We start from the raw sequence: 22,687 nt of genomic DNA on the forward strand, positions 1-22,687 counted from the left end.
TACTACCCGGTTAGTTTTGCGTGCGATTATCGAACACAATGGCGGTTTGGCGAATTGACGATTTTTCGTCCACTGCCCAACATCGACTGCACATTGAGTCCGGATCTGAACCACCGGTCGCAGCGTGCAAGTAACAAGCACACCAAATAACAAATCCAAAAACGGGTGGAACACATGATTCCTTCACAGACTTCCCGCATGGCTCCGGCCATGAGCACTGCCACGGGTGGCATCGGCGACAAGATCCGCGGCGCCATGGCTGTCGGCAAGACCCGTTGGGGCATGCTGGCGCTGGTGTTTTTCGCCACTACCCTGAACTACATCGACCGCGCCGCCCTCGGCGTCATGCAGCCCATCCTCGCCAAGGAAATGAGCTGGACGGCGATGGATTACGCCAACATCAACTTCTGGTTTCAGGTCGGCTACGCGATCGGTTTCGTCCTGCAAGGACGCTTGATCGACCGGGTCGGCGTCAAGCGCGTGTTCTTCTGCGCCGTGCTGCTGTGGAGCCTGGCCACCGGTGCCCACGGTCTGGCAACGTCAGCCGTTGGTTTCATGGTCTGCCGGTTTATCCTCGGCCTGACTGAAGCGGCGAACTACCCGGCCTGCGTGAAAACCACGCGCCTGTGGTTCCCGGCCGGCGAACGTGCGGTTGCCACCGGCATCTTCAACGCCGGCACCAACGTCGGTGCGATGTTCACGCCGATGCTGCTGCCACTGGTCCTGCACGTCTGGGGCTGGCAAGCGGCATTCCTGTGCATGTCGGCACTGGGCGGGATCTGGTTGCTGTTCTGGGGCTTGAAGTACTTCAACCCGGAAGATCACCCGAGCGTTAAGCAGTCCGAACTGGACTACATCCAGCAAGAAGTCGAACCGGAACAGGCCCGCGTGCCGTTCTCGAAAATCCTGCGGATGCGCGGCACCTGGGCCTTCGCCCTCGCCTACTCGCTGACCGCGCCGGTGTTCTGGTTCTATCTGTACTGGCTGCCGCCGTTCCTCAATCAGCAATACAATCTGGGCATCAACGTGACCCAAATGGGTATTCCGCTGATCATCATCTACGTCACGGCCGACTTCGGTAGCGTCGGTGGCGGCATTCTGTCTTCGTTCCTGATCGGTCGCGGGATGAACTCGATCAAAGCGCGGCTGCTGTCGATGTTCCTGTTTGCTTGCTGCATCATCGGCGTGATCATGGCCGCCGGCTCAGCCAACCTGTGGGTGGCGGTGGCCGCGATTTCTCTGGCAATCGGTGCGCACCAGGCGTGGACAGCAAACATCTGGAGCCTGGTAATGGACTACACGCCCAAGCACATGATGAGCACCGTGTTCGGTTTCGGCGGCATGTGCGCAGCGATCGGCGGGATGTTCATGACCCAGATCGTCGGCCACATCCTCACCGTGACCAACAACAACTACACCGTGTTGTTCACCCTGATTCCGGCGATGTACTTCATTGCGCTGACGTGGATGTACTTCATGGCACCGCGCAAGATTCCTACCGTCACCGAGTAATCTGCCTACACCCGGCTTCCTTGTAGGAGCTGCGGCACGCTGCGATCTTTTGATCTTGATGTTGAAGATCAAAAGATCGCAGCCTCGTTTCACTCGTCAGCTCCTACACAGGGGTTTGCGTATCCCTCAACGGCGGCTCTGCTGCCACGCTGCCGCCAGTCCGCTGCAACAGATCACCGCGATACCAATGATCGTCAGCAGACTCGGCGTGTGATTGAACAGCAGCCAGCCCAACAACCCGGCAAACACAATCTGGCAATAACCGAACGGCGCCAGCAGTGCCGGCGCGGCATGGCGGAACGCCTGGGTCAGAAACAAATGCGCGGTCATCCCGCAACTGCCCAGCGCCAGCATCAACCCGGCATGGGTCAACGTCGGCACCTGCCAGAAGAACGGCACCAGTGCACTCATCACCAGCGTGTTGCATAACCCGGCAAAGAAGTTGCTGGTGGTCGGGCTGTCCACCTCGGCGAGCTTGCGGGTCAGCAGTTGATAGAAGCAGAAAAACAGCGCCGAGCAGAACGGCAGCAAGACCGCCGGAGTGAACAACTCACCGCCGGGATGGACGATGATCAGCACGCCGATAAAGCCGCAGATCACCGCGATCCATTGACCTCGGGTCACTCGCTCCTTGAGCAGCGGCACCGACAATGCGGTCACCAACACTGGCGCAAGAAAGTTGACCGCCGTGGCTTCCGCCAACGGGATGTACAACAACGCGGTGGTGAAGAACAGGCTGGTGCCGAGCAGGCACAGTGCCCGAACCAATTGCCATAACGGCTTCTTGGTGCGCAGCACACGCAACCCGGATTGCGGCAGAAAAATCCCCGCCATCAGCAGTGTGTGCACCAGATAGCGCGCCCAGACCACCATCACGATCGGATAAAAACCGGACAGGTATTTCGACAATGCGTCGTGACTGGAGAACAGGAAGGTTGCCACGACAATCAGCAAGATCCCCTTGAAGGGTTGGTTGACACCGGAGAGCGGGGTGCTGACAGTCATTGGTTATCCCTGTTTGAACAACAATACGGTGGCGAAGGAGATCGCGCAGCGGTTACCGATCCGGGACGGCTACGCAGTCCACTGGGAGCAAGCTCCCTCGCCACAAAAAAGACTCACAGTCGCGCCAACAATTCCCGCGTCCTGTCGATCGCCATCTGCGCTCGCTCCAATCCGCTCACGCCCTGCTCGAGCAGTTTTACCGTGGGAATTTCCAGACTCAGTGGAATATTAGTCGGCAGCGCTCGCAGCAACCCGAGCAGATCGCAATCACCCTCGCCGGGAAACCGCCGCTCGTTGCGCGCCTGACGCAAGATCTCGGCCATGTCTGACGGCCTCGGCCCCGCTACATCACATAATTGCGCATAACGCAGACGCGACACTGGCACTCCAGCCAGATCCTCCAAGCGTGACGCCGAACGATCAAAGTGGAACGCATCGACCAGCACCGCAGCGTTTTCCCGATCAGCGTTTTCGACCATTCGCAGCGCTTGTTCGAGGTTGCGCGCATCAGTCCAGGGCATGAACTCCAGATGCGGGTGCAGCCCGTAAGGCGCGGCCAGATCGCAAAGCGCCGCAAAGTTATCGGTGAGCCGCTGTTCATCAGGATCGTTACCGGCGACCAGCAATTCGGTAGCGCCAAATTCCGCACCGACCGTAAGAAGTTTCTCGAAATCGGCGACGTCGGTTTGCGGCTTCAGACGCAGGATTTCCACGTCGAGCACGCGGATACCGGTGTCGCGCAGCCGCTGCAAAGTCTGACGGCGCAATTCAGCATCGGCGACCAAAGGGAAATGATGCTCCTCGGGCGTCGCCGGTTCCAGGCGCAGGCCGACATGGCTGTAACCAGCACATGCCGCCACTTCGACCATTTGCGGTGGCGACAACTCCAGCACAGTGAGGCTGGCCAGAGACAGGATTCGTTCGTTCATGTTCAAGCCTCAATCAGCGCAGGGGTGCAGGCACGGCCGGTGGCGGCGGCCTCGCGAATCGCTTCGATCAGCGCCAAAGTGCGCGCAGCATCGGCCGCACTCACCAGCGGCTCGACTTCACGCCGCGCCACGCGTACGAAATGCAGTAACTGCAAGCGTAAAGCGTCGTCACCGCCGTAGGATTCTTCGACCATCAACAAGGGCTCATGCCAACCGGCGTCGACCTGCTCAGAGCCATAGTGCCAACGCTTAAGCTGCGGAATGCTCAAGGCACCGGCGGTCCCGGCCAGCAGATAGCACGGCTGATCGGCCTGACGTGGATACACCGGGTTCTCGCCGGAATCCAGCTCCCAACTCCACGGCGCGGCGACCGCGTCGGAACCGCTCAATGTGCCCAGTGTGCCGCCTTCGAATTGCAGCAACACCGCCGCACTGTCTTCGTTGGCGAAACCGCGCACGGCGTTGTCGGTGATCGCTTGTACCGAGCGCACTTCACCGCACAGATGCCGTAATAGATCGAGATCGTGAATCAGGTTGGTCAGCAACATCCCGGCGCCCGGTTCACGGCGCCACGGGATCTCGAAATAACTGTCCGGTTTGCGCAACTGGAACAGTGCGGTCACCGTGATCAGCCGTCCAAGCGCCCCGCTCTGCACCAGCTCATGAGCGCGAACGATCAGCGGGTTGTGGCGCCGATGATGGCCGACCAGCACCGGCACGCCGCTGCTTTTGACCACCGCAACCAGTTCGCGCACTTCATCCAGGTGCACGCCGACCGGCTTCTCCAGAAGCACCGGCACGCCCGCCGCCAGACAATCGAGTGCCGTGCTGACGTGTTGATTATTCGGATTGGCGACGATCACCGCGTCTGGCCGGATTTGCTCCAGCATCTGACGATGATCAGCGAAATGCCTTACACCCCATTCCGCCGCAAGCCCTGCTGCTTGCGACCCGGGATCCGCCACCGCGCACAGCGTTGCTTCGTTGAGGGTTTGCAGATGCCGATAATGTTGCTGGCCCATGTTGCCGGCGCCGATCAGGGCGATTCGAAGGGGCGAATTCAAGGTGCGGTCCTTTTGTGATTGTTGTTGGAATATCACTCCAGCAACAATTTAGAACCGAGTTCCAGAATCAAACACCCATCCATCCTAAAACCGTGCGAACACCGCACAATTTCCATGAACAACCCAAATCAAATGTGGGAGCGAGCCTGCTCGCGAAGGCGCCGTGTCAAGCAACATCAATGCTGACTGACAGAACGCTTTCGCGAGCAGGCTCGCTCCCACACGGGATCTCTGTGAATTCGAATTAGACAAACAGTTCGGAGGCCAGGCTGGCCGCCGACATCTCCTTAGCAAACTGCAGAAGCAACGGTGCCAGCTCATGCAACCGCGCCCCCGGCATCCGCGCACTGGGACCGGCAATACTCAGTACACCGATCACCCGACCATCCGTTGGATGCCTCACCACCGCTGCAATCGCCGAAGTCCCCACGGCCGAACTCTCCTCAACCCAGGCATAACCCTGCTCACGAGCCAGACGCAGCCGTTCCAGCAACTCGATATTTGAACGCGGCGCATTCGGCCCGATCCCCACCGGCACCTCCGCCGCCTGCCGCTCGACCAGTGACAGCGCCTCGGCGTCGCTCATGCACGCCAGCCACGCATGCCCGGAGGCGGTGTAGAACAGCGGCGCATCGCGGCCCATGTCCGGGTCATAACGCAGACCGGTGCGCGCGCCTTGTGCCTTGGCAATCCAGGTCTGGCGCTCGCCATCGATCACGCCCAAACGCACCAGTTCGCCGGTTTCCTGCGCCAGTCGGTCGAGTACTGGCTGGACGATATCGGCACCGCAGCTCGACAGGTATTGAAAGCCCATAGCGACCAGTTTGGTCGACAAGTGATAGCGCAACGTTTCCGCATTCTGCCGTACGTAGCCCAACCGAATCAGCTCGGCGAGCAAGCGGTGTGTTGCACTCTTGGGGATATCCAGCTGCTCGGCGAGCGTCTGCATCGGCAGCCCGCGCGGATCACTGGTGAGGCTTTCCAGCACGCTGAAAACCCGTTCGATTTGACTGCCGGCCATGGGGACGTCCAAAGAAATTTTGCTGATTCTAGAAGACATTGACGGCAAAGCGAAATCTGGAACCGGCCGTTCGATAACCGCCCATTTTATGGGTTAAAGGCTTGTCGAGTCGTCACGACACTGGTTATTTTCTGGAATCAAATTCCAAAAATAACTTACTGCCGGAGCGTTGTTTGATGTCTGCCGAACATCCTGATATCGACTGCGACGTATTGGTCGTCGGTTCCGGTGCCGCCGGTTTGTCGGCCGCCGTGACTGCCGCGTGGCATGGTTTGAAAGTCATCGTTGTCGAGAAAGATCCGGTGTTCGGTGGCGCCACTGCCTGGTCGGGTGGCTGGGCGTGGGTGCCGTGCAATCCACTGGCGCGTCGGGCCGGGATCATCGAAGACATCGAACAACCGCGCACCTATTTGCGCCATGAACTGGGCGAGCACTTCGACCCGGCGATGATCGACGCTTTCCTTGAAGCGGGACCGCGCATGGTCGCGTTTTTCGAGCAACACACTGCGCTGCAATTTGCCGACGGCAATGCCATTGCCGACATTCATGGCGACACGCCGGGTGCTGGCACTGGTGGCCGCTCGGTCATCGCCGCGCCTTACGATGGACGCAAGGTCGGACGCTTGCTCAAGCGCCTTCGTACAACGATGCGCGAAACGTCCTTCATGGGCATGCCGATCATGGCCGGCGCCGATCTGTCGGCGTTCCTCAATCTGACCCGTTCACTGAAAGCCGCATGGCATGTCACCCGGCGCTTTACCCGACATTTGCTAGATCTCGCGATCCATGGCCGGGCCATGCAATTGGTCAATGGCGTGGCGTTGATTGCACGATTGGCAAAATCCGCCGAAGACCTCGGCGTGTTGCTCTGGGAATCGGCACCCGTGACAGCGTTGCTGCGTGAAGGCGCTCGCGTCTCGGGCGCTGTGGTCAAAACAGACAAAGGCTCGATCCGCATTCATGCACGCAAAGCCGTATTGCTCGCCGCCGGTGGTTTTGCCAATGACATCGAGCGGCGCAAAGCCCTGTTCCCGCGCACGCCGACCGGTCACGAGCATTGGGCGCTGCCGCCGCTGGCCGTCGACGGCGGTGGTTTGCGCCTGGGCGAAAGTGTCGGCGCACGGGTCAATGCCGATGTCGCTTCGCCCGTGGCGTGGGCGCCTGTGTCGCAAGTGCCACATTCCGACGGCAGCATCGGCCATTTCCCACACATCATTGAGCGCGGCAAACCCGGGATCATCGGGGTTCTGCGCAACGGCCAGCGTTTCGTCAACGAAGCCAACGGTTATTACGACTACGTCAGCGCCATGGTCGCTGCTGCGCCGGAAGGTGAAGAAGTCGCCTCATGGCTGATCTGCACGCGCGCCTTTCAACGGCGTTATGGACTGGGCATATCGCGGCCATTTCCGCTGCCAGTGTCAGATTTTATCCGCAGCGGCTATCTGAAAAGCGGCAACAGTATTGAAGAATTGGCCCTCGCCTGCGGCATCGACCCGAGCGGGTTGCGCCAGACTGTGGATAACTACAACCGCCATGCCCGCCACGGCGAAGACCCGTTGTTCGGTCGCGGCGCAACACCCTACAACCGCAAACAGGGTGATCCGGCGAACCTGCCCAACCCCTGCGTTGCCCCAATAGACACTGGCCCGTTCTACGCCGTGAAAGTCCAGCCGGGCTGCTTCGGCACCTTCGCCGGGCTCAAGGTCAACCCGCACGCGCAAGTACTGGATGCCCACGAACAGCCCATCGCCGGCCTCTACGCAGCCGGTGGCGACATGGCCAGCATCATGGGCGGCCACTACCCGGCGGGCGGTATCAACATCGGCCCGGCGCTGACTTTCGGTTACATCGCCGCCCGGCATATCGCCGGTATGACTGCTTTCGAACAGGAGATCGACCATGCAGCACATCGTTAATGCCCAAGGTTTGAACATGCCGAAACTCGGCCTCGGCACCTGGCCGCTGCTCGGCGACGAATGCACTCGCGCCGTGGAGCAAGCGCTGGAATTGGGATATCGACACATCGACACAGCGGCGGCCTACAACAACGAGGAAGCCGTCGGACAAGCACTGGCGAATACCCCGACACCGCGCGAGCAAATTCACGTCACCACCAAAGTCTGGTGGGATCAGCTGCAACCCGACGCGATGCGCCATTCCATGGACCGCAGCCTTACCGCGTTGCGCAGCGACTACGTCGACTTGTTCATGATCCATTGGCCGACCACCGACTGGGATTTGCCAAGCACCCTCGCCACGCTGGCCTCCTTCAAGGAGCAAGGCCTGGCGCGCAACATCGGCGTGGCGAATTTTCCGCTGCCGTTGCTGCGCAAAGTCGTCGAGGAATACGGCATCGGTCTGTCAGCGATTCAGGTCGAATACCACGTCCTGCTCGGCCAAAACGCCCTGTTCGACTACGCCCGTCAACACGACATGGCACTAACGGCCTACACCCCGCTGGCGCGCAACAAGGTCTCAGACATCCCACAGATTCAACAGATCGCCAACAAACATGGCGTGTTGCCGACCCAAGTAGCGTTGAAATGGTTGCTTGATCAGCCCAACGTCGCGGCGATTCCCAAGGCCAGCAGCCGGGCCAATCAACTGGCCAACCTCGCATCGCTGAAAGTTGAACTGGATGATGAAGACCGCGCATTGATTGCAGCACTGCCGAAAAACCAACGTCAGGTCAGCCCGGATTTCGCCCCTGAATGGGATGCCTTTGATCGCTGATTGATAATCCAGCGATAGAAATCCTGCGCGGGATTGAATTTACCGCGTGCCAGACCGTCAATAACAGGCCCTACCTCTTCAGCACGAGACCGGGCCTGTTTGCGTGTGGCCAATAGACGGACGACCGGACTGGCGCCACACTCACACAACAGCAACACTCATCACCACCCGATACACACAGAGGATTCCCACATGCTATGGAAAAAAGGCCGACGCAGTGACAACGTCGTCGATGCCCGTGGTGATGATGCCGGCGGTGGCGGTGGCGGCATGCGCTTCGGCGGCGGCAAAGGCCTGAGCCTGGGGGCCATCCTGCTGATCGTCGGTATCGGCTGGATCACCGGCCAGGACCCAATGCAGATCCTCGGTCAGCTCGCCGGGCAATCCACCCAACAATCGGCGCCAACCTCGCAAACCCGTCAGGCCCCGCCGGCGAACGATGAACAGGCCGAATTCGTTCGCTCGATCCTTGGCGATACCGAAGACACCTGGGGCGCGATTTTCCAACAGGCCGGGCGCCAATATAAGGACCCGACCCTGGTGCTGTTCAGCAACCGGGTCAACTCCGCCTGCGGTCTGGCAACCTCGGCCACTGGCCCGTTCTATTGCCCGGCGGATCAGAAGGTCTACCTGGACATGGCGTTCTTCCAGGAAATGTCGCAACGCTTCAAAGCGGCCGGTGACTTCGCCCAGGCCTACGTGATCGCGCATGAAGTCGGACATCATGTGCAGACGCTTCTCGGCGTCTCGGCGAAAATTCAGACAGCTCGCCAGCAAGGTCGGCAGATGGAAGGCGACGGCGGTTTGCTGGTGCGTCAGGAATTGCAGGCCGACTGCCTCGCCGGCGTCTGGGCCTACAGTGCGCAGAAGCGTTTGAACTGGCTGGAACCGGGCGATATCGAAGAGGCCTTGAATGCGGCCAACGCCATCGGTGATGATCGCCTGCAACAACAGGGTCAGGGCCGTGTGGTGCCAGACTCGTTCACACACGGTACGTCGGCGCAAAGGGTGCGCTGGTTCAAAACCGGATTCGCGCAGGGCCAGGTCGGCCAGTGCGATACCTTAGCGGCGAAAAACCTGTAAATGCATAAATGGCTTTTGGCGTTACTGATCGTTGGCAGCACTGCGCAAGCCGCCGGTGTCGATGCGATCAGCCCCGGTCGTTTGCAACTCAAGGCCGGGGAAATGGCAGTCGGCATTGGTCCTGCGCCGGAGAAGATCGAACGGGTGCTGATCGTCATTCATGGCCGGTTGCGCAACTCGGAAACCTATCGCAAAAGCGCCGAGAGCGCCGCCGAGCTGGCGGGACAAAGTGCCCACACGCTGGTAATCGCGCCGCAGTTCCTCAATGAAAGCGATGTCGCGCTGTACTCACTCCCCGCCACGTTGCTGCGCTGGCAAGGCAACGAGTGGATGGGCGGCGGCTTATCCACAGGGCCGAACCCGTTGAGTTCCTACGCCGCACTTGATGAGATCATCGGACGGATCAGCGACCGCAAACAGTTTCCCGACGTGAAGCAGATCGTGATCTTCGGTCATTCTGGCGGTGGCCAGGTGGTGCAGCGCTATGCCCTGCTGGCCAAGGATCAGCCTGCGCTGAAGGCCAACGGCATTCGCTTGCGCTACGTGGTCGCCAACCCGTCATCGTATGCCTACTTCAATGAACAACGGCCGGTGGCGTTCGATCACGCCAAATGCGCGGGTTTCAATCGCTGGAAGTACGGTCTGTCAGACATGCCGGTGTACGCCGGTGGGCAAACGCCGTTGCAGCTTGAGAGCAGTTACATCAAGCGCGAGGTGATTTATCTGCTTGGACAGCAGGACGTCGATCCCAAGCATCCAGCGTTGGACAAGCGCTGTGAAGCCGAGGCGCAAGGTGCGTATCGCCTGGAGCGTGGGAAGTTATACTTCGGCTATTTGCTGCGGCGGCATCCGGAAGGGGTGAATCAGCGGCTGGTTGAAGTGCCCGGGGTCGGGCATAACGGCGATGGGATGCTGACCTCGCCGGAGGGGCAGAAGGCGTTGTTCGAATAAGTTTTGTGCTGATTGATCTGACGCCATCGCGAGCAGGCTCACTCCTACAGGGGAACGCATTCCAATTGTAGGAGTGAGCTTGCTCGCGAAGAGGCCAGCTCAGGCAGCAAAGATTTCAGGCCAGAAGCATCCGCCGCAACTCGACACAATCCTTCGCATGCCAATCGGTCAACTCCGGCCAAGGGTTTTCCGGCAAATTCACCAACACCGTGCGCGCCCCCGCCGCTCGTCCGCAATCCAGATCAAAGCGGTAATCACCGACCATGACCATCGCGCTGGCCGGCACGTCCCAGGCGTTTGCCAGTTTCAGCAAACCACCCGGATGCGGCTTCGGCGGCGCTTCATCGCGGCCCAACACATCGTCCACCGCAAAGCAGTCGGCGAGGCCAATCGCTTGCAGCGTCACATGCGCCAGTTCCCGCGCGTTGCGGGTGAGGATGCCGAGGCGATAACCGCGTGCGTGCAGATCACGCACCAGCTCCACCGCTCCGGTGGCCGGGGTCGAACCCAGTGCCAGATCCCTTTCATGTTCCAGCAGCCAAGCGTGTTTCGCCGCCGCTTCATCCGCCGGCAACGCGGCGAGATGAGTGAGGATGTCGTCCTCCGGCGGAATCGCCAGCGCCACGCGAATCGCCGCAAAATCATGCACGGCGACGGTCAACGTGCCGTCCATATCGAACACCCAGTGCTTGACCTCTTTCAGACTCATGCCCAGTCCTTGCGATGGCGGATCAGGCCTTCCTGCGTCACCGAAGCGACCAGTTGCCCGGCGCGGTTGTACACGCTGCCACGGGAGAATCCACGGGAATTGCCGGCCCACGGACTGTCCATTGCGTAGAGCAACCAGTCATCGGCGCGCAGATCGTTGTGGAACCACAGCGCATGATCAAGGCTGGCGACCTGCATGTCTTTCTGCCAGACCGATTTGCCGTGGGGCAGCATTGAGGTGGTCAACAAACCGAAGTCCGAGGCGTACGCCAACAAGTATTTGTGCAGCGCCGGGATGTCGGCCAATGCGCCGTCGGCGCGGAACCACACATATTTGACCGGATCGGCCGGCTGCGGGTTGTACGGGTCCTTTTCGGTGACCGGGCGCACTTCGATCGGTTTCGGGCACAGCAGTTTTTCACGCATGTGTTCCGGGATCAGGTGCGCGCGTTGCTGGGTCAATTCCAGCTCCGACGGCAGATTTTCCGGGCCGACCACCACCGGCATCTGGCTCTGGTGCTCGAAGCCTGCCTCGTCGTATTGAAACGAAGCGCTGCAGGTGAAGATCGGATGGCCCTTCTGGATCGCCGTGACGCGGCGAGTGCTGAAACTGCCGCCATCGCGCACGCGATCAACCGAGTAGACCACTGGCAACTTGGCATCGCCCGGACGCAGGAAATAGCCGTGCATCGAATGCACGTGGCGCGCCTCTTCAACGGTCTGACTGGCCGCCGACAGCGACTGGCCGAGCACCTGGCCACCGAACAACTGACGGAAACCCAGGTCCTGGCTACGGCCACGGAACAGGTTTTCTTCGATCGGTTCCAGGGTCAGCAAGTCGACCAGATCTTCCAACACTTGGCTCATTCAGACTCTCCTCACACAAAGCACTATGGCGCGCAGTCTTGGCTGCGGCGGCCGATTCAGATTCTGGCGCGGGCCAATGATATGGCGGCCATTGTAAACGTCCGTGTCGGCTTATCCATGCAAGGTTTGCAGCCATTGTTCCCGAGTAATGCGGTACAGCAGATGCCGTCTTAGCGGATGATCGACCGCAAGCTTGGGGTGATCAAAATCATCTTCCGGGGCGTGATGCATGCCGATCGCCTGCATGACTTTCTCTGAGGGCAGATTGGATTGCGCGGTGAAGGAGACAATTTCCTTTAGCGCCAACCGATCAAAGCCGCAGCGCAGAGCAGTCCACGCGGCCTCGCTGGCGTAACCCAGGCCCCAGTGTTCCTTGGCCAGGCGCCAGCCGATTTCCACCGCAGGCGTGAACGGTGCATCGAAACCAACCACGCCGAGCCCGGTGAAACCAATAAATTCGCCACTGTCCTTGCGCTCCAGCGCCCACAAGCCGAAACCGTGCTCGGCGAAATGCCCGCGCACGCGACCAATCATCGAAGCGCTTTCCAGTCGGCTCAATGGTGTCGGGAAGTAGCGCATCACTTGAGGATCGGCGCACATCGCGGCAAATGCCGGCAAATCCTCGTCCTGCCACTGACGCATCAGCAAGCGCGCGCTTTCAAGTTCCAGTATCGGCTCCATCATGCCCCTCCGTTTCCATGCCGCAAGTCTACATCGCTGGTAGGATCCTTCACTCTTTCCTACGTTCCTACATGAAACCGCCATGCCACTGCCGCTGATCTACCACGAAGACTACAGCCCCGAGTTTCCGGCGGATCACCGCTTCCCGATGGACAAGTTTCGTCTGCTGCGCGATCACCTGGTCGACAGCGGTTTGACCCGCGACGCTGATCTGCTGCGCCCGGAAATCTGCCCCAACGACATCCTCGCCCTCGCCCATGACCGTGCGTATATCGAACGCTATATGAGCGGCGAGTTGTCCCGCGAAGACCAACGGCGTCTGGGTCTGCCGTGGAACGAAGCCTTGGTGCGGCGCACGGTACGGGCGGTCGGCGGTTCGATTCTGGCGGCGGAAAAAGCCCTAGAACATGGCCTGGCCTGTCACTTGGCCGGCGGCACCCACCATGCGCACTACGACTACCCGGCAGGCTTCTGCATCTTCAATGACCTGGCGATCATCAGCCATTACCTGCTGCAAAGCGGCCGGGTGAATCGCGTGCTGATCTTCGACTGCGACGTGCATCAGGGCGACGGCACCGCGCGAATCCTGCATGACACGCCGGAGGCGATTACGGTTTCCCTGCATTGCGAGAAGAATTTTCCTGCACGCAAGGCGGAAAGTGACTGGGATATCCCGCTGCCCAAGGGCATGGGCGACGCTGATTATTTGAAAGTGGTCGACGACACACTCAATTATCTGCTGCCGCTGTATCAACCGGACCTGGTGCTGTATGACGCCGGGGTCGATGTACACAAGGACGATGCCCTCGGTTATCTACAACTGACGGACGAAGGCGTCGCCGCCCGCGACGAAAGCGTGATGCGCCATTGCCTGGGCCGCGACATTCCGGTGATGGGCGTAATTGGCGGCGGCTACAGCAAGGACCGCCACGCCCTCGCCCGCCGCCACGGCATCCTCCATCACAGCGCGCAACGGGTCTGGCAGTCATACGGTTGTCATTGAGTTGTGCTGCGTTACCCACAATCGCTGTGGAACTGCCTGTGGATAACCTGAGTGGAACGCCCTGCAGGCCATACCTACTGCGACCTACAGAACACTGGCTATTTTTTAACCAGATACTGAGTTCACCAAAATCCCCCTGTGGGAGCGACGGTGCGACGATTCGACCTGCTCGCGAAGGCGTCGGAGCACTCAACATTTAACTGACTGACCCACCGCTTTCGCGAGCAGGCTCGCTCCCACAGGGATCTCCCACATTGGTTTGCGCTGTTAGAATGCGCGGCTTATCCCGCCATACCGCAGCGCTCACCATGACCCAGAACTCCGCCTCCTCCCCCGCTCACGTCGCCATCATCGGCGGTGGCCCCGCCGGCCTGATGGCTGCCGAAGTGCTGAGCCAGGCCGGAATCCGCGTCGACCTCTACGACGGCATGCCCTCGGTGGGCCGCAAGTTCCTGCTCGCTGGCGTCGGCGGCATGAACATCACCCACTCCGAAGCCTACCCGGCGTTCCTTTCACGCTACGCCGAGCGCGCCCCGCAAATCGCCCCGCTGCTGCGCGGTTTCGATGCCGATGCGTTGTGTAAATGGATTCACGACCTGGGCATCGAAACCTTTGTCGGCAGCTCCGGCCGGGTGTTCCCCACTGATATGAAAGCGGCCCCGCTACTGCGCGCCTGGCTCAAACGTCTGCGCGACAGCGGCGTCGTTATCCACACCCGCCATCGCTGGCTCGGTTGGGATGCACATGGCGCGCTGCGCATCGACAGCCCGGAAGGTGAAATCACCGTCAAACCCGATGCCACGCTGCTTGCCCTCGGCGGCGGCAGTTGGTCGCGCCTCGGTTCCGACGGTGCGTGGATGCTCGCCCTGGAGCAACGCGGTGTAGGACTGGCGCCGTTGCAACCGAGCAATTGCGGCTTCGAGGTGCAGGCCTGGAGCGATTTGATGGTGAGCAAATTCGCCGGCGCACCGCTGAAAAATATCGCCATCGGTTTGAACGACGATGTACCGCGTTTGGGCGAATGCGTGATCACCGCGACCGGCATTGAAGGCAGTCTGATTTATGCGCTGTCGGCGCCGATTCGTGAGGCGATCAATCAGCATGGCGCGGCGGTTGTTCACATTGATCTGTTGCCCGGCCGACCTGTGGATAAATTGCAGGCAGCGTTGAGCAAACCACGCGGTTCGCGGTCGATGGCCAAGCATCTGCACAGTCAGGTCGGGATTGATGGGGTGAAAGCGGCGTTGTTGCGCGAGTTGACTGATGCGGCGACGTTTGCTGATCCGGCGCTGTTGGCGCGGGCGATCAAGGCGTTGCCGCTGACTCTGGTCAAAACGCGGCCATTGGACGAGGCGATTAGCAGTGCCGGGGGCGTGACGTTCGAGGCGATGGACGAACGCTTGATGATCAAGGCGTTGCCGGGGGTGTTCTGCGCGGGCGAGATGCTTGACTGGGAAGCGCCGACGGGCGGGTATTTGCTGACGGGGTGTTTTGCCAGTGGCCGGGCGGCCGGGTTGGGAATTGTGCAGTGGCTGAAAAGCTAAACCCTCACCCCAGCCCTCTCCCAGAGGGAGAGGGAGCCGACCGAGGTGTCTGGCGTCCAACATCGACCTGAAACACCGAGTCGATTATGGATTCGGCCAACCGACCGAGGTGTCTGGCGAAGCTCTGTCGATTGTAGATTCACAACAGTCGGATCAGGTCGGCGTAATTCCCGAATATCCCCCAATCAGTCCCCTCTCCCTCTGGGAGTGGGTTAGGGTGAGGGGCTTTTGACTTTAAGGCTTACGCTTACGCGGCCCGGTATTGAACACAGGCACTTTACGCACAGGCTTGACCGAAGGCTCCGGCGCCTGCGTTTCGCCACTGTCGACCCACTTGCCCAGATTGCGCTTGCCGCCACCACCGGAAGCCTTCGGCTTCTTCGGTTTTTTCGGCTTCTTGATCACCTGACCGCTGGCATCGGTGTCCGGCACGCGGTGCTCCGGTTCGAAATCTGGCTCGTTCTGACGTTTCAAGGTCTGGCGCGTCAGCATTTCAATCGCCGACAACATGTTCACTTCATCCGCGCACACCAGCGAGATAGCCTCGCCCGTCGCGCCAGCACGACCCGTGCGGCCGATACGGTGAATGTAGTCTTCAGCCACGATCGGCAGATCGAAGTTGATCACCAGCGGCAGATCTTCGATATCCAGGCCCCGCGCCGCAACGTCAGTTGCCACCAGAATCTGCACTTCACTGAGCTTGAAACGATCCAGCGCACGCTGACGGGTCGCCTGAGGTTTATCACCATGGATACCGTCGGCATTCACGCCCAGGCCCTGGAGTTTTTCCACCAGCGCATCCACACCGTTACGGGTCTTGGCGAACACCAGCACCTGCTTCCACTTGTTCTTGCGCATCAGGTGCACGAACAGTTCGGCCTTGCGCTTCTTGTCCACCGTGACGATCCACTGCTTGACCGTATTGGCGGCGACGTTGCGCGGGCTGACTTCGACGGTCAGCGGATCGTTGAGCATCTGCCCGGCCAGCAGGCGGATGTCATCGGAGAATGTCGCAGAGAACAGCAGGGTCTGGCGCTTTTTCGGCAGCATGCGATAAATGTTCGCCAGTTCTTCAGAGAAGCCCAGGTCGAGCATACGGTCGGCTTCATCCAGCACCAGCGTTTGCAGTTGATCGAGTTTCAGCGCGTTCTGGCGGAACAGGTCGATCAGGCGACCGGGCGTGGCGACCAGCACATCGACGCCGCCGCGCAGCTTCATCATCTGCGGATTGATGCTGACGCCGCCGTAAACCGCATAGGTACGCAGCGGCAGGTTTTCGGCGTACTGACGCACAGACTCATGAACCTGCTCGGCCAGCTCACGGGTCGGCACCAGAATCAGTGCACGCGCCGAGTTGGCAGCGACTTTCGGCCCTTCCATGGCCAACAACTGCAGCAGTGGCAAGGCGAAACCGGCGGTTTTGCCAGTGCCGGTCTGAGCGGCTGCCATCAAGTCACGACCGGCCAGCACGGCCGGAATGGCTTGCGCCTGAACCGGCGTCGGGGTCTGGTAGCCGAGCGTCTCGAGGGAGCGCAGCAAGGGTTCGATCAGGCCAAGGGTGGCGAAAGTCATGGGAGTACCGTAGGAAAAAATAACGCAGGCATGCAATGCCGCGCAGTTTACCCTAATTCGTACGCGTTTCTGTGGGAACGGCTGTCGGCGCCACGACTGGCGGCTGTGCCGGACGGCGCCACTGCGGCAGTCCGATCAACACCACCGCGCTGATGATCACCAGCATCGCCAGCGCTTCTTCGATGCCGATGGTCTCGCCGACAAACACAATCCCCAGCAACACCGCGACCGCCGGGTTGACGTAGGCATAACTGGTCGCCGCCGCCGGACGCACGTGCTTGAGCAGGTACATGTAGGAATTGAAGGCGATGATCGAGCCGAAGAAGATCAGGTACGCCAGCGCCAGCCAGCCTTCAACCGGTGGCATGGCTTGCAGATGCTCGCCGCTGACAGCGCTGCCGATCAGCAACACCACACCGCCGACCAGCATTTCCACCGCACTGGCCATCGCGCCCTGTGGCAACGGCAAATGTCTGCTCCACACCGAACCGAACGCCCAGGTTGCCGCCGCGAAAATCAGCAATGCTGCGCCCAGCGGACTCGATTGCAGGTTCGAGCCCATGTTGAGCATGGCAATACCAACAATCCCCAACGCCACCCCGGCCCACTCAAGACGCGTATTACGCGCGCCCCAGAAATATCCACAGAGCAAGGTGAACAATGGCACCGTCGCCACCGCCAATGCTGCAACACCGGAAGCCACGCCCGTGTGCTCGGCCACGCTCACCGCGCCATTACCGAAACTGAGCAGCAAAATCCCTATGATCCCTGCCGCTTTCCACTGCGCCCAGGTCGGCGCCGGCGCCCCGCGCCAGCGCAGGAAGGCGTACATCAGGCTGCCGGCGATCACGAAGCGCACCCCGCCGAGCATCAGCGGCGGCCAGTATTCGACGCCAATTCGGATCACCAGATAGGTCGATCCCCAAATCACATACAACGCGAAAAACGCGGCGATCAGCGGCAAGGAAAAACGGCGCAAGGCAGGCATGGGCAGCTCGAAAGTCTGAGTCAGGGGATGGATTATTCTAGAAAGGCTGACGAGCAAAAATAAGTTACAAAACCTGTTTATAGCGCAGGTACACTTTTGAAAGAACGGAGATCATCGGAATAAACCGGGATTTCGAAAGTCTGGCATTTTCAGGAGTCCGGCCTTGGACAAATACGACCGCATGCTGCTCAGCGCCCTGCTTGAAAACGGCCGTGCGTCCTACGCCGATCTGGCGCGCAAAGTTAACCTCTCCGCCCCGGCGGTGGCAGAGCGCGTGGCCAAACTTGAGGCATCCGGGGTGATCACCGGCTATGAGGCGAAAATCGACCTATCGAAAATCGGCCTGCCGATCCAATGCATGATCGAATTACGTCTGCACCAGAACGGCAGCCAGAAGGTCTACGACGAACTGGTGAAAATCCCGCAACTGACCGAATGCTTTCGAGTCACGGGCGATCCGTGCGTGATGATGAAGGCCGCGGTGGGGTCGATGACGGAGCTTGAGGAGTTGATCAATCGGGTGGCGAAGTTTGGCTTCAGCAAGACCTCGATTGTGTTGTCGAGCGCGATCGAAAAGCGTGTGCCGTTAGGCCAGATCGAAGGCAACGGCAAATCCTGAGGACGATGATGCCCCCTGTGGGAGCGAGCCTGCTCGCGAAAGCGGTGTATCAGTCGATACAAATTTTGGCTGACACACCGTCATCGCGAGCAGGTTCATAGCTCATTCACCCGATCAAAAATCAACTTTCCATCCTGAAACAACTAGCGGTCTTCATCTGTAGCTGGCCCCTTCCTGAGTCAACATGTACGGCATGTCTCGCATGCGTATCCATGGCTCATTACGCCAATGCAGAAGCCTCAACGTTTCCCCGGCACACATGATCAAGCGCAAATGTGGGTCTGGAACTGACTTCGAACTCTGACGAAGCATTGGCACAATCTCGTGAGTCAGCCAACGACGCAGATGACGGTTCTCTGGGGAATAGTGATAAACCAGCATTGCGTAAACCCCTGACTCGCTCAACATCAAAAACTCTTGAGCGCCATCATTACCTGACAGACGCATCATCCGCCGCTGATCCTCATCCAGCTTGAGAACTTGCCGCGCATTGATTTCCAGCCCCATGAGACGACCGATGTCTCGGGCACAGAACCAAGCCTCCGCATGTTGCAGAGTAGCCCGCAGTTGAATGTGATGACGGATGAACAATTGGGGCTTTATGAGCGGCTCATGAGTGATTGCTGAACCGAAATTTTCTGAGTGTGTGGGGACGACTTTGACCATGACAAATCTCCTAAGAACATCGGAGCTGCCCGCATCACTTGCAGATGATGGGTGGCAGCTGTGCGCGGGTCTGCAAGACCGAGTAGGAGACCTCGGCAGACCCGAAGGTCTCCCGCACACAGCTACCATAAATCGATAGTCGCTAATTGAAGCGACGCGATTATAGGTTTGCCAGTGGTCTCCTAACAAACTATCGGCGGGCTTGCAGTCCCGATCGCTGAATTTGCAGCGACACACAGAGGTTATCGGCGGGGTTATCTGAGCTCAAGACGGATTCCCCCTAAACTTCAGTAGGATGCTTCGCCAACCCATACACGTAACTAAACAACCCGATTACACGAGACTTTTGGTCGATGGACGCCACCCAACGCAGCAGCTAATGTCCTGACTATGCCGAGAACCGGCCTTCTAAAAAAATAAAGCCCCGTTACAAATGAGAGGAACTCAGAAATGACTTGGAAGGGAACCCTACGCTCGATGCAGGCGTCAGCCAGGAGAGCTGAGCGCAACTCGAAGCGGCGCCAACGCGAATTGCAGGTACGTCAGAAAGAATTCGCAAAAATGGAGGCTCTTGAGCAGGCCGCGTACGAAGTTGAGGTCTATGAAAACCACATAGATTTGTTGCTTTCCGTGCATAAAGATTGTGGCGAGATAATCGACTGGAGTGAATTCGCAAATCAACTGCCACCGATCAAACCCGAAGCGCTCAATACCCATGAAAACCAGGCAATGGCAAAACAATCCAGTTACAAGCCTGGTTTCTTTGCGCGCACCTTGAAACTTGAGGCCAGGCAACGCAAAAAAATTGAATTAGCCATTCAAGCAGCGGTTGCCAAAGATACGCAGCAGTTAGCTCAAGAATTAAGCGAGTGGGAAGCGCAGTATCAGGATTGGAAAGTAGATCACGAGCTTGCGTTGGGAATACTCGCTGGTAATGCCCAATCGAAAATTGATGCAGTCCTGCGAGTGGATCCGTTCACGGATATTTCGCACTTGGGCACGTCAATTAATTTCTCGGTTGCCGAAACTGGCATTCTCGAATGCACGCTCTCGGTACACGGCATCAAAGTGATCCCTCAAGAAATCAAGTCACTACTACAGAGTGGAAAACTGTCAGTTAAAAAAATGCCAATCAGCAAATTCAATGAGTTGTTACAGGACTACGTATCCAGCTGTGTTTTGCGCGTAGGTCAGGAACTGCTGAGTATTCTTCCCGAACGACTCGTTATTGTTACGGCGGTTGACTCTCTTCTCAACTCCGCAACCGGCCATCTCGAAGATCAGCCGATCCTCAGCGTCGCGCTTGCACGCGAGACGCTATTCAAACTCAACATGCAAAGCATCGATCCATCCGATTCGATGAAGAACTTTGTACACACGATGAATTTCAAGAAAACAACCGGATTTATGCCGGTGGACAAGGTTGATAGTCAACAATTCGCCAGTCTGGCCTGACGCGAAAAGATCGCAGCCTTCGGCAATTACTAGACGTCGATTGTGTTGTCGAGTGCGATCGAAAAACGCGTGCCACTCGGCCATATCGAAAGCAACGGCAAAGCCTGAGGACGATGATGCCCCCTGTGGGAGCGAGCTTGCTCGCGAAAGCGGTAGATCAGTCACATTGAAGTTGAATGACACACCGCATTCGCGAGCAAGCTCGCTCCCACAGGGGTTTTGTGCTGGATTGGGGATCAGCGGTAGCGCTGCAGGTGTTCGCTGACTTTCGCGGCGGGGACTTTTTGCAGTTTGCACAGCAGGTCATGCGATAACTCACTGACGCCGTGCTTGTGCCGCAACTCATCCGCCAGATGCGCCATCAGATTCGCCGCCATCTCGGCATCGGCCATGGCCCGGTGAGCCTGCCCCGTGTGCGGCAGGCGCGCAAACGTGGTCAGCGTACCCAACTTATGATTAGGCGCGGCCGGCATCAGCCGCCGTGCCAGCAGCAGCGAGCAGGCAAAGTTCTGCAACCGCGTGCGCTTGATCCGCCCCAGTTCAAAGTCCCAGAACTTCTGGTCGAACGAGGCATTGTGCGCGACCAGCGGCGTGCAACCGACAAACTCATTGACCTCGTTCATCACCTGCTCGGCCGACGGCGCAGTACGCAGCATGGCGTTGCTGATGCCGGTCAGTTGCTCGATGAACGCAGGGACGCGTACGCCGGCGTTCATCAGGCTCTGGTAACGCTCGACGATGCGGCCGTTTTCCAGCATGACCACAGCGATTTCCGTGGCGCGGCAGTTGCTGTTCGGCGACAGGCCAGTGGTTTCAAAGTCGATGACTGCAATGCGTTCCAAACCGGGTTCAACTCCGTACAAATCAATTCTTCAGTAACAGCTCAATTCTTCAACAACAGTGCGCCTTCGATCGGCACATAACGGCTTGCGGCGCGGATCAGCGAGTTGGCGGTGAGGCCGGGCACGCCATAGGCGACCGCTTGCACGCCGTGTTTGCTGATGATGCGTTCGAGCAGCATGTCGAAATCGCCGTCACCGGAAGCCAGGACGATTTCGTCGACGTGGTCGGCGGCGTCCATGATGTCGAGGGTGATGCCCACGTCCCAGTCGCCCTTGGCCGAGCCGTCGCTGCGCTGGATGTAGGGCTTGAGCTTCACGGTGAAACCGAGGTTGCGCAGGATCTGCTGGAACTGCTGCTGCTTGCTGTCGCCACGGTCGATCGCATAGGCGTAGGCCTCGACGATCTGCCCGTCCTTGCTGATGTCGGCCCACAATGCGGCGTAGTTGAAGTGACAACCATAAGCCTGACGCACGGTGTAGTAGAGGTTCTGCACGTCGGCGAACACTGCGATTTTTTTCACCGGAGTTCCTGTGGGCGCGCAAGCGCACGAAGCGGGATCAGGCGCCAGGCCCGAAAAAGGCGCTCAGTATGCCAGCCATCAGGAGGGTTCCGCGAATAATCGGCCCGAAGCCCCAAGGGGCTCCGGACGAATGGTGAGTCAGACGAAGGAATCGTCGTCATCGAAGAACGATGAGTTGTCGTTGCCGTAGTCGGTGTCGGTGAAGCCGCCCTGGTCATTGCCAGAGAAGCCGTTATCGGCCACACGCTGGTCATCGCCCCAACCGTTGTTGCTCTGATCGGCGACCTGCGCCGGCTCTTCCTTGATCACTTCAACGATTTCTTCCGGCTGCTGGTTGTGATGGAACAGGCTGCTGATGCCCTGCGCCAGCATCACGCCACCGGCCACACCGGCGGCGGTTTTCAAGGCACCGCCGAGAAAGCTGCTGCCGGCTGCCGGAGCGGCTTGTTGCGCATAGTTAGGCGGTGGTGCGCCGAAGTTCTGTTGTGGCGCGGGGGCCGCGTAATTCTGTTGCGCTGCCGGTTCGCGCCAGCCGCCAGTCGAGGCTGGGGCGCTCTGGGTCGGCGCCGGACGCGGGCTGCCACCAAAAATGCTCGACAGGAAACCACCGCCGCCGCTCGGCGCCGGTGCGGCACTCTGCGCCTTGGCCGCTTGCAACTCGGCCTGCAACTGCTGGACTTGCTGAATCAGTTGCTTGTTCTGCTCGTCGAGGCTCTTGAGCGCCGCCTCTTGCACCAGAATCGCCTGGGTCATGAAATAACCTGCCGCCGGTTGGCGGGTCAGGTGTTCCTTGATCCGCGCCTCGGCCTGGGCGTCGCGCGGGGCTGCCTCCGTTTCGGCCTGTTGCAGCCGGGAAAACAGTCCATCGATCAGGGTTTGCTCTTCGCTGTTCATGGCGACCTCGTAGATTGCAGGGGATAACA

The 22,687-nt window shown here is 59.4% G+C and carries 22 protein-coding genes and 1 pseudogene; 10 read left to right on the top strand and 13 right to left on the bottom strand.

From position 1 onward, the window contains the following. Window positions 1-174: 174 nt before the first annotated feature. Window positions 175-1,512: an MFS transporter gene (locus tag AC0ZWN_RS15525; RefSeq protein ID WP_099757240.1), complete on the top strand. Its 1,338-nt coding sequence runs from the start codon at window positions 175-177 to the stop codon at window positions 1,510-1,512. Between the two features lie 126 nt (window positions 1,513-1,638). On the opposite strand, the gene AC0ZWN_RS15530 is transcribed toward AC0ZWN_RS15525, so the two are convergent. From AC0ZWN_RS15530 to AC0ZWN_RS15545, 4 genes are all read right to left on the bottom strand, one after another. After that, the gene (locus AC0ZWN_RS15530; protein WP_034153813.1) at window positions 1,639-2,517 is read right to left on the bottom strand and encodes a DMT family transporter; all 879 of its coding nucleotides are present in this window, start codon (window positions 2,515-2,517) and stop codon (window positions 1,639-1,641) included. 113 nt (window positions 2,518-2,630) lie between these two features. Beyond that, the gene (locus tag AC0ZWN_RS15535; protein ID WP_476335628.1) at window positions 2,631-3,446 is read right to left on the bottom strand and encodes a sugar phosphate isomerase/epimerase family protein; all 816 of its coding nucleotides are present in this window, start codon (window positions 3,444-3,446) and stop codon (window positions 2,631-2,633) included. Window positions 3,447-3,448: 2 nt separating this feature from the next. Next, window positions 3,449-4,510 (bottom strand): Gfo/Idh/MocA family protein, encoded by a 1,062-nt coding sequence (locus tag AC0ZWN_RS15540; RefSeq protein ID WP_476335630.1) that lies wholly within the window; start codon window positions 4,508-4,510, stop codon window positions 3,449-3,451. A 244-nt stretch (window positions 4,511-4,754) separates the two neighbouring features. After that, window positions 4,755-5,531 (bottom strand): IclR family transcriptional regulator, encoded by a 777-nt coding sequence (locus AC0ZWN_RS15545; RefSeq protein WP_476335631.1) that lies wholly within the window; start codon window positions 5,529-5,531, stop codon window positions 4,755-4,757. 176 nt (window positions 5,532-5,707) lie between these two features. Here AC0ZWN_RS15545 and AC0ZWN_RS15550 point away from each other — a divergent pair, with 176 nt between their 5' ends. The 4 genes from AC0ZWN_RS15550 to AC0ZWN_RS15565 all read left to right on the top strand — a co-directional run bounded on the left by AC0ZWN_RS15550 (window position 5,708) and on the right by AC0ZWN_RS15565 (window position 10,298). Continuing rightward, window positions 5,708-7,447, top strand: a complete 1,740-nt coding sequence (locus AC0ZWN_RS15550) for an FAD-dependent oxidoreductase (RefSeq protein WP_476335633.1) — start codon at window positions 5,708-5,710, stop codon at window positions 7,445-7,447. Continuing rightward, window positions 7,431-8,264, top strand: coding sequence for an aldo/keto reductase (locus tag AC0ZWN_RS15555; protein ID WP_476335635.1), 834 nt, complete (start codon window positions 7,431-7,433; stop codon window positions 8,262-8,264). The genes AC0ZWN_RS15550 and AC0ZWN_RS15555 overlap by 17 nt, the downstream gene beginning before the upstream one ends. Before the next feature lie 192 nt (window positions 8,265-8,456). Continuing rightward, a complete protein-coding gene (gene ypfJ / locus AC0ZWN_RS15560; RefSeq protein WP_476335636.1) occupies window positions 8,457-9,347 on the top strand; it encodes a KPN_02809 family neutral zinc metallopeptidase in 891 nt (296 codons plus the stop codon). Then, window positions 9,348-10,298: an alpha/beta fold hydrolase gene (locus AC0ZWN_RS15565; protein ID WP_476335638.1), complete on the top strand. Its 951-nt coding sequence runs from the start codon at window positions 9,348-9,350 to the stop codon at window positions 10,296-10,298. Between the two features lie 115 nt (window positions 10,299-10,413). Here AC0ZWN_RS15565 and AC0ZWN_RS15570 read toward each other — a convergent pair whose 3' ends face one another. The 3 genes from AC0ZWN_RS15570 to AC0ZWN_RS15580 all read right to left on the bottom strand — a co-directional run bounded on the left by AC0ZWN_RS15570 (window position 10,414) and on the right by AC0ZWN_RS15580 (window position 12,554). Continuing rightward, entirely contained in the window at window positions 10,414-11,007 is a 594-nt protein-coding gene (locus tag AC0ZWN_RS15570; protein WP_476335640.1) for an HAD family hydrolase, read from the bottom strand. After that, the gene (gene tesB / locus AC0ZWN_RS15575; RefSeq protein ID WP_003228466.1) at window positions 11,004-11,873 is read right to left on the bottom strand and encodes an acyl-CoA thioesterase II; all 870 of its coding nucleotides are present in this window, start codon (window positions 11,871-11,873) and stop codon (window positions 11,004-11,006) included. Before tesB ends, AC0ZWN_RS15570 begins: the two co-directional genes overlap by 4 nt. A gap of 111 nt (window positions 11,874-11,984) precedes the next feature. Next, the gene (locus tag AC0ZWN_RS15580) at window positions 11,985-12,554 is read right to left on the bottom strand and encodes a GNAT family N-acetyltransferase (protein WP_093434681.1); all 570 of its coding nucleotides are present in this window, start codon (window positions 12,552-12,554) and stop codon (window positions 11,985-11,987) included. 82 nt (window positions 12,555-12,636) lie between these two features. Between AC0ZWN_RS15580 and AC0ZWN_RS15585 the strand changes: the two genes are divergently transcribed. Together AC0ZWN_RS15585 and AC0ZWN_RS15590 are read left to right on the top strand one after the other, a co-directional pair. Further along, on the top strand, window positions 12,637-13,557 hold the full coding sequence (locus tag AC0ZWN_RS15585) for a histone deacetylase family protein (protein ID WP_476335641.1): 921 nt from the start codon (window positions 12,637-12,639) through the stop codon (window positions 13,555-13,557). Window positions 13,558-13,865: 308 nt separating this feature from the next. Then, window positions 13,866-15,101 carry a TIGR03862 family flavoprotein gene (locus tag AC0ZWN_RS15590; RefSeq protein WP_476335643.1) on the top strand — a complete coding sequence of 412 codons (1,236 nt, stop codon included), beginning with the start codon at window positions 13,866-13,868 and terminating at the stop codon, window positions 15,099-15,101. A gap of 234 nt (window positions 15,102-15,335) precedes the next feature. Here AC0ZWN_RS15590 and AC0ZWN_RS15595 read toward each other — a convergent pair whose 3' ends face one another. Both AC0ZWN_RS15595 and yedA read right to left on the bottom strand, forming a co-directional pair. Continuing rightward, window positions 15,336-16,673 carry an RNA helicase RhlE1 gene (locus tag AC0ZWN_RS15595; RefSeq protein WP_093434676.1) on the bottom strand — a complete coding sequence of 446 codons (1,338 nt, stop codon included), beginning with the start codon at window positions 16,671-16,673 and terminating at the stop codon, window positions 15,336-15,338. A gap of 52 nt (window positions 16,674-16,725) precedes the next feature. Next, window positions 16,726-17,661, bottom strand: coding sequence for a drug/metabolite exporter YedA (yedA, locus tag AC0ZWN_RS15600; protein WP_476335644.1), 936 nt, complete (start codon window positions 17,659-17,661; stop codon window positions 16,726-16,728). 163 nt (window positions 17,662-17,824) lie between these two features. Here yedA and AC0ZWN_RS15605 point away from each other — a divergent pair, with 163 nt between their 5' ends. After that, window positions 17,825-18,280: an Lrp/AsnC family transcriptional regulator gene (locus AC0ZWN_RS15605; RefSeq protein WP_150706848.1), complete on the top strand. Its 456-nt coding sequence runs from the start codon at window positions 17,825-17,827 to the stop codon at window positions 18,278-18,280. Window positions 18,281-18,433: 153 nt separating this feature from the next. Here AC0ZWN_RS15605 and AC0ZWN_RS15610 read toward each other — a convergent pair whose 3' ends face one another. Then, a complete protein-coding gene (locus tag AC0ZWN_RS15610; protein WP_476335645.1) occupies window positions 18,434-18,946 on the bottom strand; it encodes a BRO-N domain-containing protein in 513 nt (170 codons plus the stop codon). A gap of 450 nt (window positions 18,947-19,396) precedes the next feature. On the opposite strand from AC0ZWN_RS15610, the gene AC0ZWN_RS15615 reads away from it, so the two are divergent. Then, window positions 19,397-20,401, top strand: a complete 1,005-nt coding sequence (locus tag AC0ZWN_RS15615; RefSeq protein ID WP_476335646.1) for a hypothetical protein — start codon at window positions 19,397-19,399, stop codon at window positions 20,399-20,401. A 33-nt stretch (window positions 20,402-20,434) separates the two neighbouring features. Then, window positions 20,435-20,509, top strand: a pseudogene (locus AC0ZWN_RS15620) (Lrp/AsnC family transcriptional regulator); the annotation flags it as partial. Window positions 20,510-20,637: 128 nt separating this feature from the next. Here AC0ZWN_RS15620 and AC0ZWN_RS15625 read toward each other — a convergent pair. The 3 genes from AC0ZWN_RS15625 to AC0ZWN_RS15635 form a co-directional block, all read right to left on the bottom strand. Beyond that, the gene (locus AC0ZWN_RS15625) at window positions 20,638-21,243 is read right to left on the bottom strand and encodes a 3'-5' exonuclease (RefSeq protein WP_077574644.1); all 606 of its coding nucleotides are present in this window, start codon (window positions 21,241-21,243) and stop codon (window positions 20,638-20,640) included. Between the two features lie 41 nt (window positions 21,244-21,284). Beyond that, a complete protein-coding gene (locus AC0ZWN_RS15630) occupies window positions 21,285-21,764 on the bottom strand; it encodes a LabA-like NYN domain-containing protein (RefSeq protein WP_007949802.1) in 480 nt (159 codons plus the stop codon). 138 nt (window positions 21,765-21,902) lie between these two features. Next, complete coding sequence (locus tag AC0ZWN_RS15635; RefSeq protein WP_476335706.1) at window positions 21,903-22,658, bottom strand: DUF2076 domain-containing protein; 756 nt, start codon at window positions 22,656-22,658, stop codon at window positions 21,903-21,905. Window positions 22,659-22,687 lie beyond the last annotated feature (29 nt).

The organism is Pseudomonas sp. 3B-A001-10F, assembly GCF_056313565.1.

Coding starts and splice junctions, on each gene's coding strand:
- AC0ZWN_RS15580 (WP_093434681.1), bottom strand. CDS start 12,554: ATGGAGCCGATACTGGAACTTGAAAGCGCGCGCTTGCTGATGCGTCAG.
- AC0ZWN_RS15525 (WP_099757240.1), top strand. CDS start 175: ATGATTCCTTCACAGACTTCCCGCATGGCTCCGGCCATGAGCACTGCC.
- AC0ZWN_RS15530 (WP_034153813.1), bottom strand. CDS start 2,517: ATGACTGTCAGCACCCCGCTCTCCGGTGTCAACCAACCCTTCAAGGGG.
- tesB (WP_003228466.1), bottom strand. CDS start 11,873: ATGAGCCAAGTGTTGGAAGATCTGGTCGACTTGCTGACCCTGGAACCG.
- AC0ZWN_RS15585 (WP_476335641.1), top strand. CDS start 12,637: ATGCCACTGCCGCTGATCTACCACGAAGACTACAGCCCCGAGTTTCCG.
- yedA (WP_476335644.1), bottom strand. CDS start 17,661: ATGCCTGCCTTGCGCCGTTTTTCCTTGCCGCTGATCGCCGCGTTTTTC.
- ypfJ (WP_476335636.1), top strand. CDS start 8,457: ATGCTATGGAAAAAAGGCCGACGCAGTGACAACGTCGTCGATGCCCGT.
- AC0ZWN_RS15595 (WP_093434676.1), bottom strand. CDS start 16,673: ATGACTTTCGCCACCCTTGGCCTGATCGAACCCTTGCTGCGCTCCCTC.
- AC0ZWN_RS15590 (WP_476335643.1), top strand. CDS start 13,866: ATGACCCAGAACTCCGCCTCCTCCCCCGCTCACGTCGCCATCATCGGC.
- AC0ZWN_RS15535 (WP_476335628.1), bottom strand. CDS start 3,446: ATGAACGAACGAATCCTGTCTCTGGCCAGCCTCACTGTGCTGGAGTTG.
- AC0ZWN_RS15635 (WP_476335706.1), bottom strand. CDS start 22,658: ATGAACAGCGAAGAGCAAACCCTGATCGATGGACTGTTTTCCCGGCTG.
- AC0ZWN_RS15615 (WP_476335646.1), top strand. CDS start 19,397: ATGACTTGGAAGGGAACCCTACGCTCGATGCAGGCGTCAGCCAGGAGA.
- AC0ZWN_RS15610 (WP_476335645.1), bottom strand. CDS start 18,946: ATGGTCAAAGTCGTCCCCACACACTCAGAAAATTTCGGTTCAGCAATC.
- AC0ZWN_RS15555 (WP_476335635.1), top strand. CDS start 7,431: ATGCAGCACATCGTTAATGCCCAAGGTTTGAACATGCCGAAACTCGGC.
- AC0ZWN_RS15570 (WP_476335640.1), bottom strand. CDS start 11,007: ATGAGTCTGAAAGAGGTCAAGCACTGGGTGTTCGATATGGACGGCACG.
- AC0ZWN_RS15545 (WP_476335631.1), bottom strand. CDS start 5,531: ATGGCCGGCAGTCAAATCGAACGGGTTTTCAGCGTGCTGGAAAGCCTC.
- AC0ZWN_RS15550 (WP_476335633.1), top strand. CDS start 5,708: ATGTCTGCCGAACATCCTGATATCGACTGCGACGTATTGGTCGTCGGT.
- AC0ZWN_RS15565 (WP_476335638.1), top strand. CDS start 9,348: ATGCATAAATGGCTTTTGGCGTTACTGATCGTTGGCAGCACTGCGCAA.